This is a genomic window from Caballeronia sp. NCF2 (assembly GCF_023631205.1).
Lineage (GTDB): Bacteria > Pseudomonadota > Gammaproteobacteria > Burkholderiales > Burkholderiaceae > Caballeronia > Caballeronia zhejiangensis.
This window is the reverse complement of record NZ_JALQDN010000050.1, coordinates 15,844-32,040: the sequence shown is the minus strand read 5'-3', so window position 1 is coordinate 32,040 and position 16,197 is coordinate 15,844. Positions and strand designations below refer to the sequence as shown.

Below are 16,197 nucleotides of genomic sequence, written 5' to 3'. Positions count from 1 at the left end.
CGAACGAGACACGCGCGGCCTTCCGCGCCGTCTCGCTCGCGTCCCTTCGAAGCGCGTAACCCGCGCTCGCGCTTCGCTATTCCCCGCTGTCCGATGCGAATGCTCCGCCCTACCATGGGCTTTCGCAAGCTTGCTTTCAAACCGCCTTATCTGACATCGGCGCCATATTCACGTCATATTGTCGTTGGCACCCGGCCACTACCATAACGACACTGATGGCGAACCGCACGCCCCGCTCCGTCATTGCGTCCCGCGCGTTGCATTCGCCTCATTCGCAGCGCCCTCTCCCAGCTTCTTCCGAACGACTCAATGTGGATAGTCAACGTTGCGCTTAAGCGGCCATACACGTTCATCGTGATGGCCATCATGATCCTGCTGGCGACGCCGTTCGTCCTCATGACGACGCCTGTGGACGTGCTTCCCGAAATCGACATTCCGGTTGTCAGCATCATCTGGAATTACACAGGCCTTTCCGCGCAGGACATGGCCAATCGCATCACGTCGGTCAACGAGCGCAGCCTCACGACCACGGTGAACAATATCGAGCACATCGAGTCGCAATCGCTGCAAGGCATCGCGATCATCAAGCTCTTTCTGCAGCCCACCGCGAACATCCAGACCGCGATCGCGCAAACAGTGGCCGTCGAACAGGCGCAAGTGAAGCAGATGCCGCCGGGCGCGACGCCGCCCCTCGTCATCAGCTATTCGGCGTCGAGCATTCCGGTGATTCAGCTCGGGCTTTCGAGTCCGAAGCAATCCGAGCAGGACCTGAACGATACCGCGCTCAATTTCTTGCGCCCTCAACTCGTGACGATTCCGGGCGCGGCCGTGCCTTATCCGTATGGCGGCAAGACGCGCCTCATCTCCGTCGATCTCGACACGCGCGCGCTGCTCGCGAAAGGACTCACGCCGACCGATGTCGTCCAGGCCGTCAACGCGCAAAACCTGATCCTTCCGACCGGCACCGCAAAGATCGGCCCGCGCGAATATACGGTCGACATGAACGGTTCGCCCGCGACCGTCGCGGGCCTGAACGACATTCCGGTTCGCACGATCAACGGCGCGACGACCTATCTGCGCGAAGTCGCGCACGTCCGCGACGGCTTCTCGCCGCAGACCAACATCGTGCGTCAGGACGGGCATCGCGGCGTGTTGATCTCGGTGCTGAAGAACGGCAACGCGTCGACGCTGTCCATCGTCAATACGTTGCATGATCTCTTGCCGCAAGCGCGGGCGTCGCTGCCTTCCGATCTGAAGATCAGCGCGCTCTTCGATCAGTCGGTGTTCGTGAAGGCCGCCGTGCAAGGCGTCGTGCGCGAAGCGCTCATCGCCGCCGCGCTCACCGCCGCGATGATCCTGCTCTTTCTCGGCAACTGGCGCAGCACCTGCATCATCGCGATCTCGATACCGCTCTCGATTCTCTCGTCGCTGATCGTGCTGCATGCGCTCGGGCAGACGATCAACATCATGACGCTCGGCGGCCTCGCGCTCGCAGTCGGCATTCTCGTCGACGATGCCACCGTCACGATCGAGAACATCGAGCGTCATCTGCACATGGGCACGAATCTGCACGACGCGATCCTCGAAGGCGCAGGTGAAATCGCGGTGCCCGCGCTCGTCTCGACGCTGTGCATCTGCATCGTGTTCGTGCCGATGTTCTTTCTCACCGGCGTCGCCAAGTTCCTGTTCGTGCCGCTTGCGGAAGCCGTCGTGTTCGCAATGCTCGCGTCGTACATCCTTTCGCGCACGCTCGTGCCGACGCTCGCGATGCTGTTGATGGGCCACGCGCACGCACCCGATGGGAAGGCAAAGCCGAATCTCTTCGTGCGTCTGCATCAGCGCTTCGATCGCGGCTTCGAGCGCATGCGCGGCGCGTATATCGTGATTCTGTCGAGCCTGCTCGTGAAGCGGCGTCTGTTCGCGACGCTCTTTCTCGGCTTCTGCCTGTTGTCGGCGGGCCTCGTGTTCGTGCTCGGCGAAGACTTCTTCCCGAGCGTCGATGCGGGCGATATTCGCCTGCACATGCGCGCGCCGACCGGCACGCGCATCGAGGAGACCGCGCGACTCGCGGATGAAGTCGAAAAGGTCGTGCGCCAGATCGTGCCGCAAGACGAACTCGCGACGATACTGGATAACCTCGGTCTGCCTTATAGCGGCATCAACCTGTCGTACAGCAATGCCGGAACGATCGGCACGCTCGACGGCGAAATTCAGGTCGCGCTCAACGCGGATCATTCGCCGACGCAAAAGTACATCGACGAATTGCGTGCGCTCCTGCCGCGCCGCTTTCCCGGCGTCGAATTCTTCTTTCAACCTGCGGACATCGTCACGCAGATTCTCAACTTCGGCTTGCCCGCCGCCATCGACGTGCAGATTCAAGGACAGAACGGCCAGGCGAATTTCGAAGTCGCGAGCAAGCTGATGAAGCAGATCCGCATGATTCCCGGCAATGTCGATACGCACATCCAGCAGAAGCTAGACGAACCGGCCATCGATTTGCAGATGGATCGCACGCGCCTGCAGCAACTCAATCTGTCCGCAAGCAACGTCGCGCAGAACGTGCTGGTTTCGCTTTCGGGAAGCTCGCAAACCGCGCCGGGATTCTGGTTCAACCCGCGCAACGGCGTCGAATACAACCTCGCGGTGCAGACGCCGCAGTATCAGATTTCATCGATCGACGAACTGCTGCGAACGCCCGTGTCCGCATCGCTCAACGGTCCCACGCAACTGCTCGGCAACCTCGTGCGCCTCTCGCCGAAGAATCAGTTCGCGGTGGTCACGCACTACAACATCCGGCCCGTGATCGATCTCTTCGTGAGCGTCGAAGGCCGCGATCTCGGCAGCGTCGCGCGCCAGGTTAATCAACTCGTCGATGAAGCGCAGAAGACGCTTCCGCGCGGCAGCCAGATCGTCGTGCGCGGTCAGGTCGAGACGATGCGGACGTCGTTCGTCGGCCTCGGATTGGGCGTCGCGATGGCGATCGTGCTCGTGTATCTGCTGATCGTCGTGAACTTCCAGTCGTGGATCGATCCGCTCATCATCGTAAGCGCATTGCCCGCCGCGCTCGCGGGCATCATCTGGATGCTCTTTCTCACCGGCACGCACCTGAGCGTGCCCGCGCTGACCGGCGCGATCATGACGATGGGCGTCGCCACCGCGAACAGCATCCTGATGGTCTCGTTCGCGCGACAGCGTCTGAACGCGGGCATGCCGCCGCTCACCGCCGCGCTCGAGGCGGGCGCGAGCCGCATACGCCCCGTGTTGATGACCGCGTTCGCGATGATCATCGGCATGATTCCGATGGCGCTCGGCCTCGGCGAAGGCGCCGAGCAAAACGCGCCGCTCGGCCGCGCGGTGATCGGTGGCCTGCTGTTCGCAACGGTTTCCACGCTCTTTTTCGTGCCGCTCGTCTTCGCAGGCATTCACGCACGTCTTGCACGGCGCGCCGCGCGAAGAGGTAACACGCAACATGAAGACGGCAGCGGCCAACACTGACATCAAAGCATCCCGACGAACATGACTGAAAAGAACCACGCATCGCTTGCGATTCCCGCTCGCGACCCGAACGAAGGGCCCGCGCTGCCGCCGCGCAACGTCGAATGGAAACGCGCGAAGATCGCGCTCGTGATCGTGCTCGCGTTGCTCGCGATAGGCGCGGCGCGCACGGTCGTCACCGATGTGCTGCATGGCCATTCCATCGCCGCGCGCACGCAGCAGAACGCGCAGCAATACGTGAACGTCGTCATGCCTAAAGAGACCGATGGCGGCGGCGAAACGACGTTGCCGGGGACCTTGCGCGGCTTCGTCGAATCGCCGATCTATGCGCGTGCGACGGGTTATCTGCTGCACTGGTACGTCGATATCGGATCGCGCGTGAAGCAAGGCCAGTTGCTCGCCGATCTCGACACGCCCGAGATCGATCAGGAGCTTGCGCAAGCGGTCGCGCAACGCGATCAGACGGCATCGAGCCTCGGACTCGCGAAGAGCTCGCTCGAACGCTGGCAGCAATTGCGTCAGCGCGATGCCGTGTCGCAACAGGAACTCGACGAGCGTCAGAGCACGTACAACCAGGACGTCGCGAATCTCGCGGCCGCCGATGCCAACGTGAAGCGTCTGCGTCAGCTCGAATCGTTCAAGCGCATCGTCGCGCCTTTTGCGGGCGTCGTCACGCAGCGCAATGTGGATGTCGGCGATCTGATCGATGCGGGCAGCGGCACGAGCCGCGCGCTCTTCGCGCTCGCCCAGTCGGACCCGTTGCGCGTGTTCGTGCAGTTGCCGCAGGCTTACGCGCAGAACGTATCGGTCGGACAGGACGTGACGGTCACGCAGGCGGAGCTGCCCGGCGAACAGTTCCACGGCAAGATCACGCACATCTCCGGCGCGATCGACGTGCCCACGCGCTCGTTGCAAGTCGAAGTGACGCTGCCGAATCCCGATGGGCGGCTACGGCCCGGCGCGTATGTGCAGGTCGCCGTGCCCGCGACCGCGCACGCGCGTCTGCTCGTGCCAGGCAACGCGCTGCTCTTCCGTTCCGAAGGTCCACGTCTCGCGGTCGTCGATGGCAACGGTCATGTGAGCCTGCGCAAGATCGTGATCGCGCAGGATCTCGGACAATCGCTCGAAATCGAGAGCGGAATCGACGCGACCGACAAGGTCATCATCAACCCGAGCGATTCGATCGCCGATGGCGATCACGTCGTGATCGCGCCGCAGCAAACGCAACGACAGCCCGCGTCGGGCAGCAAGGCCGCATCATGAAGACCGCGCTTGGCATCACGCTCGTCTCGCTGCTTGCCGCGTGTACGGTCGGGCCCGACTATCATCGGCCCGTCGCCGCAACGCCGCCTACGTGGAAGACGGATTCGTACTGGCGCGTGGGCGAGCCGTCGCATGCGCCGCTCGCGCTCGACTGGTGGCAAGGCTTCGGCGATGTGACGTTGAACGGTCTCGAAACGCTGGCGCTCGCACAGAATCAGACGCTCGCCGCGGCGAGCGCGCACTACGCACAGGCTCGCGCGACGCTCGCGCAAACATCCGCGCTGACGCTGCCTGAAGTCGATCTCGGTGCAAACGCGTCGCGCTCGCGCATTTCGAAGAACCGGCCCGTCACCAACTACGCGACGCCGAGCAACGCTACCGTTCAAAGCGATCTGAAGCTCGCGCCGACGGTCAACTACGACGTCGATCTGTTCGGCCGCATCCGTCGCGAAGTGGAGGCCGCGCATGCATCGGCGGATCAGTCGCGCGACGATCTCGCGAATGCGCGCCTCGTGCTGACCACCGATCTCGCCAGCGACTACTTCTCGATGCGCGAGCTCGATGCGGAGATCGACGTGCTGAATCGTTCTGTCGTGCTGCAAAAGAAAGCGCTCGATTACGTGCAGGCGCAACACGATCTCGGCGCGGTGTCAGGCCTCGATGTATTGCAGCAGCAAGCGCAACTCGATCAGACGCGCGTGCAGGCGCAACTGCTGCTCAATCAGCGCGCGCAATTCGAACATGCGATCGCCGCGCTCGTCGGGACGCCCGCGCCGCAATTCTCGATCGCGCCTGAATTGAACGAACGCCCGCTTCCGCCGATTCCACTCGGCGTGCCGAGCGATGTACTGCAACGCCGGCCCGATGTCGCATCCGCCGAGCGTGCGATGGCCGCGGCCAATGCGCAGATCGGCGTCGCGAAAGCGGCGTTCTTTCCGAGCCTCACGTTGAACGGCACGGTCGGCTGGGAAAGCACGGCGTTCTCAAGTCTGATTTCCGCGCCGAGCCTTTTGTGGACCATCGGGACGATGGCAAGCCAGGTCATCTTCGATGGCGGACGGCGCTCGGCAGCCGTCGATTTCGCGAACGAAGGCTATGTCGCGGCCGTCGCGAATTATCGGCAGACGGTGCTCGGCGCGTTTCAGCAAGTGCAGGACGGCATCGTCGGATTGTCGGTGCTGGACGGCGCGGCGAAACAGTCGCACGCCGCGGTCGTCGATGCGCAACGCTTGCTGTCGCTCGCGAACGATCGTTATTCGGGCGGGCTCGTCGCCTATCTCGACGTCATCACCGCACAGCAGCAATTGCTCACGAGCGAACGACAGGACGTGCAGATTCGCGGACAGCAGCGCACCGTATCGGTGGCGCTCGTGAAGGCATTGGGCGGCGGATGGGACACTGCATCGAACGACGATCAGAAGCTTGCGAACGCAACTACTTTGGGCGAGTAGAAAGAAAACGTAAGCACGATGCCCGCGAGGCTCGTATAGTTAGCAGTTGAACAATGCGGTAAACACACACTGAACGCGCACAGGTGCCAGGCATGAAAGTCCTGATAGTCGAAGACGAACACAAAGTGGTGGATTACCTGCGCTCGGGGTTGACCGAGCAAGGCTGGGTCGTCGATGTCGCGATGGACGGCGAGGAAGGCACGCATCTCGCCATCGAATACGACTACGACGTGATCGTGCTCGACGTGATGCTGCCAAGACGCGACGGCTTCGCGGTATTGAAGGCGCTGCGCCTCCAGAAGTCGACGCCGGTCATCATGCTGACCGCGCGCGATCACATCAACGATCGTGTGCGCGGCCTGCGCGAAGGCGCGGACGATTACCTCACGAAGCCGTTCTCGTTTCTCGAACTCGTCGAGCGTCTGCATGCGCTCGCCCGCCGCACGCGCGCGCAGGAATCGACATTGATATCGGTCGGCGATCTGTATGTCGATCTGATCGGCCGCCGCGCAACACGCGACGGCGTGCGGCTCGACCTCACCGCGAAGGAATTTCAGTTGCTCTCGGTGCTCGCGCGCCGTCACGGCGACATTCTCTCGAAGACCGCGATCACCGAGCTCGTCTGGGAAGTCGATTTCGAAAGTCACACGAACGTCGTCGAAACGGCGATCAAGCGGCTGCGCGCGAAACTGGACGGACCGTTCCGCACCAAACTGCTTCATACCGTGCGTGGCATGGGCTATGTGCTCGAAGTGCGCGAAGTTCGCGACACGCGCGAAGCAAGGGAAGACGCGAGACCATCATGAACACGCAGTGGATATCGTCGACGCCACGCGAGGCACGCGACGCGCGCGAGCCGCGCACGCAACGCTCCATTTCGCGGCGGCTCGCCGTCATGTTCGCGCTCGTCGCGCTGTTCGTGTTTGCGCTCGTCGGCTCGGGACTCTTTCTCGTGCTGCGCGTGCAACTGGAGCAGCATTTGCGCGACTCGCTCGACAATCGCGCGGAGATTGCGCGGCTCATCGTCACGCATGTATCGACGCCGGAGAAATGGAAGATCGCGAAGGAGAAGCTCGCCGACATCACCCCGCGCGACGGCTCCACGCTCTTTGCCGTGTCCAGCAACGATCCGCGCTATGAATACGGCTCGCCGCCCGCGGGCCGCGTCGTCAAGCGCGTGATGGGCGGTTACGTTCACTTCCGTCCGGAAGATCGCGCCTACGACATGCTGATGACCACGCTCACGATTCCGCCCAACGGGGATCGTCCGCCGCTGCAGCTCTTCGTCGCGATCGATTGCTCGCCGAACGTTCATACGATGCGCGCGTTCGGTCTCGCGCTCGCCGCGCTGATGGCGCTCGCCACGGTCGCGGTCCTGCTGCTGAGTTATTCGGTCGCGCGGCTCGGCCTCGCACCGCTCACGCGCCTCACGCGCGATGCATCGAAGCTGAGTCCGACCAATCGATCGCAACGCCTGAACACGCGCGCGCTGCCGATGGAACTCGAAGATCTCGCGAAGTCCTTCAATGGCGCGCTCGAACGGCTCGATCACGCATATGGCCGGCTCGAATCCTTCAACGCCGATGTCGCGCACGAATTGCGCACGCCGGTCACGATTCTCATCGGTCAGACGGAAGTCGCCTTGACGCGCGATCGTTCGATCGACGAGCTGCGTCACACGCTGCAATCGAATCTCGAGGAGTTCGAACGCGTGCGCGCGATCATCAACGACATGCTGTTTCTCGCGCGCGCCGATCAGGGCGAACGCGCGACGGGACTCGTCGAAGTGTCGCTCGCGGCGGAGGTCAATCGCACACTGGAGTTTCTCGAGATTCCGCTGGAAGAAGCGCGAGTGCGCGCCGTCGCGAACGGCGATGCGCGCGCGTTCGTCAATACGTCGCTATTCGGCCGTGCGCTGTCCAATCTCGTGATGAACGCAATTCAGCATTGCGCGCCCGGCGCGACGATTTCCGTGGCCATCACGCGGGAACATGGGCGCATTCGCATCGCCGTGGCCAATCCCGGCGAATCGATCCAGCCGCATGTGATGGCGCATCTCTTCGACCGCTTCTATCGCGCGGAAAGTTCGCGCACGAATAGCCGCGAGAATCACGGCCTCGGGCTTGCCATCGTGAAGGCGGTGGCCGAGATGCATCGCGGCACCGTGTCGGCGACGAGCGAGAACGGCGTCAACACGTTCTCGTTCTCGGTCGCGCGTTTCGGCACTGAATCGCGACCCGTCGAAGACGTCGCCTTGCCCGTGCCGCCGGTCGTGGAACGGAAGTCCGCCACGACATGAAGCGCGTGCATCACTGACAGAAGTATTCATCCGATGCGGCCATCGGCGCTTCGGCTGTCGCCGGCCTGAAGTGGCTGTACTTGCGATACGTCTTGCCGTTCACCGTCACCGATTCGGCGGCTTCGGTCTCGCCCGTTGCCGACGCGATCGCGCTGCTATGCGCTTCGACGTTGCCATTGCCCCAACTGCTCGCGCGCGCATACGATCCGCCTTTCGACGTATCCGTCTTGTTCGCTTCCGATATCGTGCTCGTGACGGGATTGCCGAAGCTCTTCGTATCGATCGACGATTGCGGCGGCACGTAGCCCCACTTCGACGTGACCGTGCTCATGTCGATCTGCTGCGGCTTCCAGCCGATCACCTTCGCGCCGATCGCGAGCGGCGACAACTCCACTGCGACGATCTGCGTTCCGCGCCGCGCGACGAGCAGGCACTTGCCGCCCGACGTCTGCAAGGGCACGTAGCCGCTCGAAGGCAAGAGCGCGAGCGCCTGCGCATCGGGCATCGACTGCACGCCGGCCGGGTTCGCGGCCCAGATCACGCCGGCGCTTGCATCGGCGCGCGCGCTCATCGGCATCATCGAGACCGTCGCACTCGCCGCGAGCGCGATGGCCGCCATTTTCTTGTGACTCTTCATCGCATGCCTCAGCGGGAAAACGAGGGTTGACTCTCCGGGACCAGTCTTTCAAAAGCCAACCCTTCAAAGGTAGAGACGGCCCGATTGCTCAGGCGCGTCTCTCTCGCTCCATGGCGTCACCCTGCCATTGGACCTGTTGCTTCCTCACTTCACCAGCGAGACTTCGATCTTTTCGCCGATGGGCGTGCTCGCCACTTCGACGCCATTCGTATCAGCCTGATCGTACACGCGAGCGGCGACCGGCGTCGGCTGCGCGACCTGCTTCGCGGGCGCCGGCTGAGCCTGCTTGGCCTCGTTCTGCGTCTTCATGCTGACTTCCGGATTGTTGGCGGCGGTCACCGGCAGGCCGAGGCGCGCGCGCACCAGCGGATCGCGATACTTCTCGTCATCCGACAGCACCGCGTCCTCGCCCGATTTCGCGAGCGGCGTGGTCGTGCCCGGGCACAGATGACCCGTCGCCTCGACGGCGCGGCGGTTCGCTTCGCTCTGGCAGAGGAGCGCGAGCGCGACATCGGTCAGGCCCATCGCGCGGAATTCGCGTGCATCGAGGCGGCGTACGCAAGCCTGATCGACGAGCGTCGTGCCGCCGGTCGCGCCGAAGCCGGTGATCGACAGGCCGAAGCTGGCCGAGCCCATGCAGGTGTCGGAGAGCGTCGTGGTGAGCGACGGTGCGGCGATCGACGGCGTCGTGCGGACCGAGTACGAGCTCTGGTTGTAGTCGACCGTCGTGCGCGTGTCGAAGGCGCTCGTGCCGGGGCCGCTCGTGGCCGCCTTGCCGGTCGCATCGGCGCCGCTTGCATCCGTGCCGGATGTCGTCAGTTGCGGCATCGTCAGCGAGATGTTCACATTCGATGAGCCGCCCTGCGCGGTCGAACGGCCGCCGCTCGCCGTCGCGACGCCGAGGCCGCCGACCGACGACGAATTGGAACTGGTGTTGGCCGTCGAATTCGCCGACGTGCCGATGTTGTTGAGGCTCGATCCGCCGCCCTGGCCGATGCCCGTCGACGTCGAACCCGAAACCGAGCCCGACGAGGAATTGGCGGTGGTGTCGGCGTGGGCGAGTTGCGCGGCGCAAAACAGCACCGCGCATGCCAATTGCAGAGTGGTCTTGTTCATTTTGGTTCTCCGGAAGAAAAGGGGAACGCCACAGCGCATGACGGTCCCGGACGACTTAGAGTTTTTTTATGAGTTCGGCAAAGGCGGTATCCCGCAAGCGCACGCTCGTCATGACGCCGCCCCTGCCTTGAGTCGCCGACCAGCTTAGCGCCAGCCGCCGCCCAGCTTGCTCCATGCATTGGCCGCTGCGTCCGCGCCCGAGGTGCCGCCCGCTTGTGCGTTGCCGTGGCCGAAGCCGCTCACCGTCGACGTATTCGTGTGGCTCGTCGTTGCGTTGGTGGCGTTGCCCGTCACGCCGAACTTGTTGCCGGCGATCGATTGCGCATTGCCATTGGCCGTGCCCGAGTTCGTCGCCGTGAAGCGGCCGAAGCCCGAGACCGAAGCGGACGTCGTGCCGCCCGAGGTCGAGGACGAGCTGGAGTTCGTGGTCGTGGCCATCGCGGCGACGGAGACGAACGAGAGCAGTGCAGCAGCGATCAGAGTGCGTTTCATGATTTGCATTCCTTATCGAATCGGTAAGATTGGATTTCGTTTTTTGTTGTTCGAACCGGGATCACATCGGTTGCGGGAAAGCGAACCCCGTTGCGGCGAAGTTCGCCGTCCGTCGCCGTGTGCTTAGCGCCAGCCGCCGCCCAGCTTGCTCCAGGCATTCGCGGCAGCGTCGGCGCCCGAGACGCCCGTCGCCGTCGAGCCGCCGAAGCCCTTGCCGCCCACCGACGACGTGTTGATGTGGCTCGTCGTCGCGTTGGTCGCGTTGCCCGTCACGCCGTAGCCCTGGCCGGCGATCGACGAAGCGTGGCCGTTGGCGGCGCCCGCGTTGGTTGCGGTGAACGAGCCGAAGCCGAACACGGCTGCGCTGGTCGTGCCGCCCGAGGTCGAGCTCGAGCTGGAGTTCGTGCCCGTTGCGAAGGCAGCGGCGGAAACGAGCGAGAGGACGGCGGCTGCTGCGATCAGTTTGCGTTGCATGGTGAGGTCTCCAAGTGTAGGCGCACAGTCAATTCCAGCTACATCGACGCCGGTATGTAGCGGATACAGCAAATATCGTTTCGTTAGTATTCCTATCTCCGACGTCTGATCGAATCTGGCTTCGATGGATCAGCGAGCGTTTGAGAAAGGACGCCCCTTTGGGGCGGCTTGACGAATCAGACTGGGAATGAGGCTCGCACGTCGATCAGAAGTCGTCGTTCGTGCAACAGGTCGATGCTGGCCTGGGATGAGCGGATCGTGGCGCGCTGGCCTCCCGCTTGTTCGAATAGTTTTGCGTTCTTCATCGCAATCCCCGTATTACCTTTTGGTGTTGTTTTCAGGCATCCGTTTGTTTAGTGCCTGTGTTTTGAGGTGACTGTACGGAAGATGAACCGGCGAATGCGTTGGCAATCCAACACACCATTTCACGTCGTAATAAATCGTAAGGAGTTTGGTTGGCGAGCGCTCATTCGAGCATACCAATAGCCCGGAAACGCCCTGTTTTCGAGGGTTTTTCCGGAGATCTCCGCAGGAATCGGAAGGCTTGAAAACGCGAAACGCGGGCGACATGCGCCCGCGTTCGTTCGTTAGACCACGGACGAATCAGACAGTGGAGAGACGCGCCATTTCCGTCTCAACGATGAGCTTCTTCAACTCCGGCACGCACGATCCGCAGTTGCCGCCCGCCTTCACGCACGAGGTGATTTCGGCGGCTGTCTTCAATCCCTTGTCGCGGATCGCGTTGCAGATCGTATTGCGTCCGACGCCGAAGCACGAGCACACGGTCGGCCCGGTGTCCTCGCCCTTGCCTATCGGCTGACCGAGCAGGAGGCTCGCGCGGTCCTCGTCGTCGAGGCGTCCCTTTTCGAACAGCGTCGCGAGCCACGCACGCGCGGGCAGATTGGGCCGCTCGGAGATGAACACGCAACTCTCGATACGCTCATTGACCACATGCGCCGCGCGATACACGCCCGCGCTCTTGTCCTCGTATTCGATCCAGTCAGCGTGCTCATCGTCGATATGAAAGAGCGCACGCGCCCAATCGTGATGATCGCCATGGGATGCATCGAAACGATTACGGCCCGCCATTTCGTAACGGACGAAGCCTGTGCCGTGCACGCGCGTCCAGTGCGTGACCATGTCGAGGTCCGGCGCGGCGCGAGAGAGCGAAAAGCCGTGCCATGTCACGTGAAACTTCTCGATTGCGACAGGCGTGTGCTTGAACTCCGGTTCACCCGAAACCGGATCGACGACGGGATTCACCACCGCACCGACGCGCGCGTCGGAGGCGGTCTGATCGTTCCAGTGGATCGGCACGAACACGCTGCCGCGCGGCATGCCACCGCCATGCTGCACGCGCGCGATCATCGAGCCCCAGCGACTCGACACGCGCGCGAGTTCGCCTTCGCGCACGCCGCATGCGAGCGCGTCTTGCGGATGCATGTCGATGAACGATTCGCTGATATGGCCCGCGAGTTTCGAGGAGCGGCCCGTTCGCGTCATCGTGTGCCATTGGTCGCGCACGCGCCCGGTGTTGAGCACGAGCGGATAGTCGTCATCGGGCGCGTTCACGGGCGCGCGTGCAACGGTTGCTACGAAGCGCGCACGGCCATCTGCATGACTGAAGCGGTGATCTTCGAAGAGCCGCTCCGTTCCTCCCTCTGCCGAGTCGCGCAACGGCCATTGTGTCGGCTGCAGCGCATCGTATTGCGCGCGATCGAGCCCGGCCAGTCCACCGATATGAAACGCGCGATGCACGCCCGCCGACGCATCGTTGCGATACGCGCTCAACCGTGCGTGCTCGTCGAAAATCTCATGCGGACCCGCAAAATCGAAGCCTTCGAAGCCCATGCGCCGCGCGACATCGCAGATGATGCGCCAGTCCGCGCGCGCCTTGCCCGGCGTCGGAATGAACGCGCGTTGACGCGAGATGCGCCGCTCCGAGTTCGTCACGGTGCCATCCTTCTCGCCCCAGCCGAGCGCGGGCAGCAGCACATCGGCGAACGCGTTCGTATCCGTCTTTTCGATGATGTCCGATGCAACCACGAGCTCGCATTTCTCGAGCGCGCGCTTCACGCGATCGCCATCGGGCAGGCTGACGACAGGATTGGTGCCCATCACCCATACGGCTTTCACGCGGCCCGCTTCGATTGCATCGAACAACTCGACGGCCTTCAATCCGGCGCGCTCTGCAATCGCAGGCGAATTCCAGAACGTCCGCACCATCTCGCCATGCAGCGGATCGCCGAACTCGAGATGCGCGGCAAGCGTATTCGCGAGGCCGCCGACTTCGCGTCCGCCCATCGCGTTGGGCTGGCCGGTGAACGAGAACGGTCCCATGCCAGGCTTGCCGATTCGCCCCGTCAGCAGATGGCAATTGATGATGCAGTTGACCTTGTCCGTGCCGGCGCTCGACTGATTCACGCCTTGCGAATAGACCGTCACCACGCGCTCCGTGCGCGCGAAAAGACGATAAAACTCCATCAGATCGTGTTGATCGAGCTTGCAGTCTTTCGCGGTTTGCGCGAGATCCGAAGAACCCGCCGCTGCGAGCGCGTCGTCGGAACCGCTGGTATGTGCATCGACGAAAGCCGCATCGATTGCGCCGTGCTCCGCGAGGAACGCGAGCAGGCCGTTGAACAGCGCCACATCGCTGCCAGGCTTGAGCGGCAGATGCAGATCGGCCATTTCGCAAGTCGCGGTATAGCGCGGATCGATGACGACGATCTTCATCTCCGGTCGCTTCTCCTTCATCTTCACGATGCGCTGAAAGAGAATCGGATGACACCATGCCGTGTTCGATCCCACGAGCACGACGAGGTCCGCGAGTTCGAGGTCCTCATAACTCATCGGCACGAGGTCTTCGCCGAACGCGCGCTTGTGTCCCGCCACCGACGACGACATGCACAGCCGCGAGTTCGTATCGATGTTTGCGCTGCCGATGTAGCCCTTCATCAGCTTGTTGGCGACGTAGTAGTCCTCGGTGAGCAACTGACCCGATACATAGAACGCGACCGCGTCGGGACCATGCTCCGCGATGATGCGCGAAAAGCCGCTCGCAACCGTGCCGATGGCATCGGCCCACGATGCATCGGTAAGCGCGCCGCTGCGGCGGTCGCGCAGTTTCGGATTGAGCAGACGCCCTTCGAGTCCAATCGTTTCGCCGAGCGCCGAGCCCTTCACGCACAGACGGCCGAAGTTCGATGGATGCGTTTCATCGCCGGCGATCGACACTTCGGTCGCGCTCTTCGGCGATGCGTTCACACCGCAGCCGACGCCGCAATACGGGCAAGTCGTTTTAACAGAAGCCGTTTGAATGGGGATGATGGACATGCTCACGTTTCTCTATCCTTGGCCGTATTCAGGCTTCACAAAGCGTCTTGCCGAAAAGAAGCTTGCCGCGCAGATGCGATACGTCCGCGCGGCTCTGAATCAGATCGAAATACCAGCCGCCGTCCTTCACGTCGCCGTACAGCACCGCGCCGATCACGCGTCCCGCCTGCAGCACGACACGCTTGTACACGCCGCGGCGCGGATCGCGCAGCACGAGATCCTCGCTGTCCTCGCCGCCGATGAAATCGCCCGCCGAATACAGATCGACGCCCGTCACCTTGAGCTTCGTCGCCGTCGCGCGCTGCACGTAACGGCGATGCCCCGCGCCCGCGAGATGCGCGCCCGCCACGCGCGCCTGATCCCAGATCGGCGCGACGAGACCGAAGGTCGCCGAGCGATGCTGCACGCATTCGCCCACCGCATACACGCGCGGATCGAAAGTCTGCAGCGTGTCGTCGACGACGATGGCGCGCTCGCAGTGCAGCCCCGCCTCTTTCGCGAGCGCGATGTTGGGCCGCACGCCCGCCGTCATCACGACGAGATCAGCGTCGATCTGCGTGCCGTCCGCGAAACGCACGGCGCGCACGCGGTCGTCGCCGACGATCTCCGTGGTCTGCGCGGCCATCGCGAAGTTGAGGCCTTTCGCTTCGAGCGAACGCTTGAGCAACGCGGACGCGGTAGCGTCGAGCTGACGATCCATCAGGCTGCCGCTCGCATGCACGACCGTTACCGACATGCCCTGCCGCTGCAAGCCGTTGGCCGCTTCGAGCCCGAGCAGACCGCCGCCGATGATCACCGCGTGCCGATGATCGCGTGCCGCTTCGAGCATCGTTTCGACATCCTGAATGTCGCGAAATGCGATCACACCGGAAAGCTCGCAACCCGGCACCGGAATGATGAATGGCTTCGAGCCGGTCGCGATCAGCAGACGGTCGTAGTGCGCTTCCACGCCCTTCTCCGAACGCACGACGCGCCGCGCACGATCGATTTCGATCACGGCATCGCCCGCATGCAGCGTGATGCCGTTCGCGTCGTACCATTCGCGCGTGTTGAGAATGATGTCGTCGACGCTCTTCTCGCCCGCGAGCACCGGCGACAACAGAATGCGGTTGTAGTTGCCGTACGGCTCGGCGCCGAATACGGTGATGTCGTACAGCTCGGGCGCGATCTTCAGCAGTTCTTCGACCGTACGCATACCGGCCATGCCGTTGCCGATCACCACGAGCCGCTGGCGCGATGCGGCGTGCTTCAACGCCGCCATGCCCGCAACCGCATATTCGGTCTTCATGCCGCGACCCACACCTTGCCGCCCGCGACCTTCACGCGATACGCGCTCACCGAAAGCTCCGGCGCTTCCAGGCATTCGCCCGTGCGCAGATCGAAGTGCTGCTTGTAGATCGGCGATGCAACGACGATACGCTCGCCCAGACTTCCCACGATGCCGCGCGAGAGCACCGCGGCTTGCGAATGGGGGTCGTAGTTGTCGATCGCGTACACGGCTGCCTCTTCGCCCGCGACATGAAACACCGCGACTTGCGTGCCCTTCACGAGCGCGCACACGCCCGTATCCGGCACGATATCGTCGAGTTCACAAACGGCGGTCCAGTCCTGTTCGATACGGTCGTTCATGATGTTTT

The 16,197-nt window shown here is 63.1% G+C and carries 12 protein-coding genes; 5 read left to right on the top strand and 7 right to left on the bottom strand.

The annotated features are described in order from the left end of the window. Positions 1-309: 309 nt before the first annotated feature. The 5 genes from NCS02_RS16545 (at position 310) to NCS02_RS16525 (ending at position 8,508) form a co-directional block, all read left to right on the top strand. Positions 310-3,495, top strand: a complete 3,186-nt coding sequence (locus NCS02_RS16545; RefSeq protein WP_250502913.1) for an efflux RND transporter permease subunit — start codon at positions 310-312, stop codon at positions 3,493-3,495. Between the two features lie 21 nt (positions 3,496-3,516). Next, entirely contained in the window at positions 3,517-4,758 is a 1,242-nt protein-coding gene (locus NCS02_RS16540; protein WP_250440537.1) for an efflux RND transporter periplasmic adaptor subunit, read from the top strand. Beyond that, positions 4,755-6,209, top strand: coding sequence for an efflux transporter outer membrane subunit (locus tag NCS02_RS16535; protein ID WP_250523237.1), 1,455 nt, complete (start codon positions 4,755-4,757; stop codon positions 6,207-6,209). Before NCS02_RS16540 ends, NCS02_RS16535 begins: the two co-directional genes overlap by 4 nt. 92 nt (positions 6,210-6,301) lie before the next feature. Further along, positions 6,302-7,015: a heavy metal response regulator transcription factor gene (locus NCS02_RS16530; RefSeq protein ID WP_008353587.1), complete on the top strand. Its 714-nt coding sequence runs from the start codon at positions 6,302-6,304 to the stop codon at positions 7,013-7,015. Further along, positions 7,012-8,508, top strand: a complete 1,497-nt coding sequence (locus NCS02_RS16525; RefSeq protein ID WP_008353588.1) for a heavy metal sensor histidine kinase — start codon at positions 7,012-7,014, stop codon at positions 8,506-8,508. The genes NCS02_RS16530 and NCS02_RS16525 overlap by 4 nt, the downstream gene beginning before the upstream one ends. Before the next feature lie 10 nt (positions 8,509-8,518). Here NCS02_RS16525 and NCS02_RS16520 read toward each other — a convergent pair whose 3' ends face one another. From NCS02_RS16520 to nirD, 7 genes are all read right to left on the bottom strand, one after another. Then, the gene (locus tag NCS02_RS16520) at positions 8,519-9,145 is read right to left on the bottom strand and encodes a hypothetical protein (RefSeq protein WP_250519892.1); all 627 of its coding nucleotides are present in this window, start codon (positions 9,143-9,145) and stop codon (positions 8,519-8,521) included. A 144-nt stretch (positions 9,146-9,289) separates the two neighbouring features. Continuing rightward, positions 9,290-10,261 (bottom strand): hypothetical protein, encoded by a 972-nt coding sequence (locus NCS02_RS16515; RefSeq protein WP_008353590.1) that lies wholly within the window; start codon positions 10,259-10,261, stop codon positions 9,290-9,292. Between the two features lie 144 nt (positions 10,262-10,405). Continuing rightward, complete coding sequence (locus NCS02_RS16510) at positions 10,406-10,753, bottom strand: hypothetical protein (RefSeq protein ID WP_175979218.1); 348 nt, start codon at positions 10,751-10,753, stop codon at positions 10,406-10,408. A 123-nt stretch (positions 10,754-10,876) separates the two neighbouring features. Continuing rightward, entirely contained in the window at positions 10,877-11,227 is a 351-nt protein-coding gene (locus NCS02_RS16505) for a hypothetical protein (RefSeq protein ID WP_175979217.1), read from the bottom strand. A gap of 603 nt (positions 11,228-11,830) precedes the next feature. Continuing rightward, complete coding sequence (locus NCS02_RS16500) at positions 11,831-14,560, bottom strand: nitrate reductase (protein ID WP_250523236.1); 2,730 nt, start codon at positions 14,558-14,560, stop codon at positions 11,831-11,833. Positions 14,561-14,588: 28 nt separating this feature from the next. Beyond that, positions 14,589-15,848 (bottom strand): NAD(P)/FAD-dependent oxidoreductase, encoded by a 1,260-nt coding sequence (locus tag NCS02_RS16495; protein ID WP_008353594.1) that lies wholly within the window; start codon positions 15,846-15,848, stop codon positions 14,589-14,591. Then, positions 15,845-16,189 (bottom strand): nitrite reductase small subunit NirD, encoded by a 345-nt coding sequence (gene nirD, locus NCS02_RS16490; RefSeq protein ID WP_008353596.1) that lies wholly within the window; start codon positions 16,187-16,189, stop codon positions 15,845-15,847. Before nirD ends, NCS02_RS16495 begins: the two co-directional genes overlap by 4 nt. Between the last annotated feature and the right edge of the window lie 8 nt (positions 16,190-16,197).

Coding starts and splice junctions, on each gene's coding strand:
- NCS02_RS16525 (WP_008353588.1), top strand. CDS start 7,012: ATGAACACGCAGTGGATATCGTCGACGCCACGCGAGGCACGCGACGCG.
- NCS02_RS16535 (WP_250523237.1), top strand. CDS start 4,755: ATGAAGACCGCGCTTGGCATCACGCTCGTCTCGCTGCTTGCCGCGTGT.
- NCS02_RS16530 (WP_008353587.1), top strand. CDS start 6,302: ATGAAAGTCCTGATAGTCGAAGACGAACACAAAGTGGTGGATTACCTG.
- NCS02_RS16540 (WP_250440537.1), top strand. CDS start 3,517: ATGACTGAAAAGAACCACGCATCGCTTGCGATTCCCGCTCGCGACCCG.
- NCS02_RS16520 (WP_250519892.1), bottom strand. CDS start 9,145: ATGAAGAGTCACAAGAAAATGGCGGCCATCGCGCTCGCGGCGAGTGCG.
- nirD (WP_008353596.1), bottom strand. CDS start 16,189: ATGAACGACCGTATCGAACAGGACTGGACCGCCGTTTGTGAACTCGAC.
- NCS02_RS16500 (WP_250523236.1), bottom strand. CDS start 14,560: ATGTCCATCATCCCCATTCAAACGGCTTCTGTTAAAACGACTTGCCCG.
- NCS02_RS16495 (WP_008353594.1), bottom strand. CDS start 15,848: ATGAAGACCGAATATGCGGTTGCGGGCATGGCGGCGTTGAAGCACGCC.
- NCS02_RS16505 (WP_175979217.1), bottom strand. CDS start 11,227: ATGCAACGCAAACTGATCGCAGCAGCCGCCGTCCTCTCGCTCGTTTCC.
- NCS02_RS16510 (WP_175979218.1), bottom strand. CDS start 10,753: ATGAAACGCACTCTGATCGCTGCTGCACTGCTCTCGTTCGTCTCCGTC.
- NCS02_RS16545 (WP_250502913.1), top strand. CDS start 310: ATGTGGATAGTCAACGTTGCGCTTAAGCGGCCATACACGTTCATCGTG.
- NCS02_RS16515 (WP_008353590.1), bottom strand. CDS start 10,261: ATGAACAAGACCACTCTGCAATTGGCATGCGCGGTGCTGTTTTGCGCC.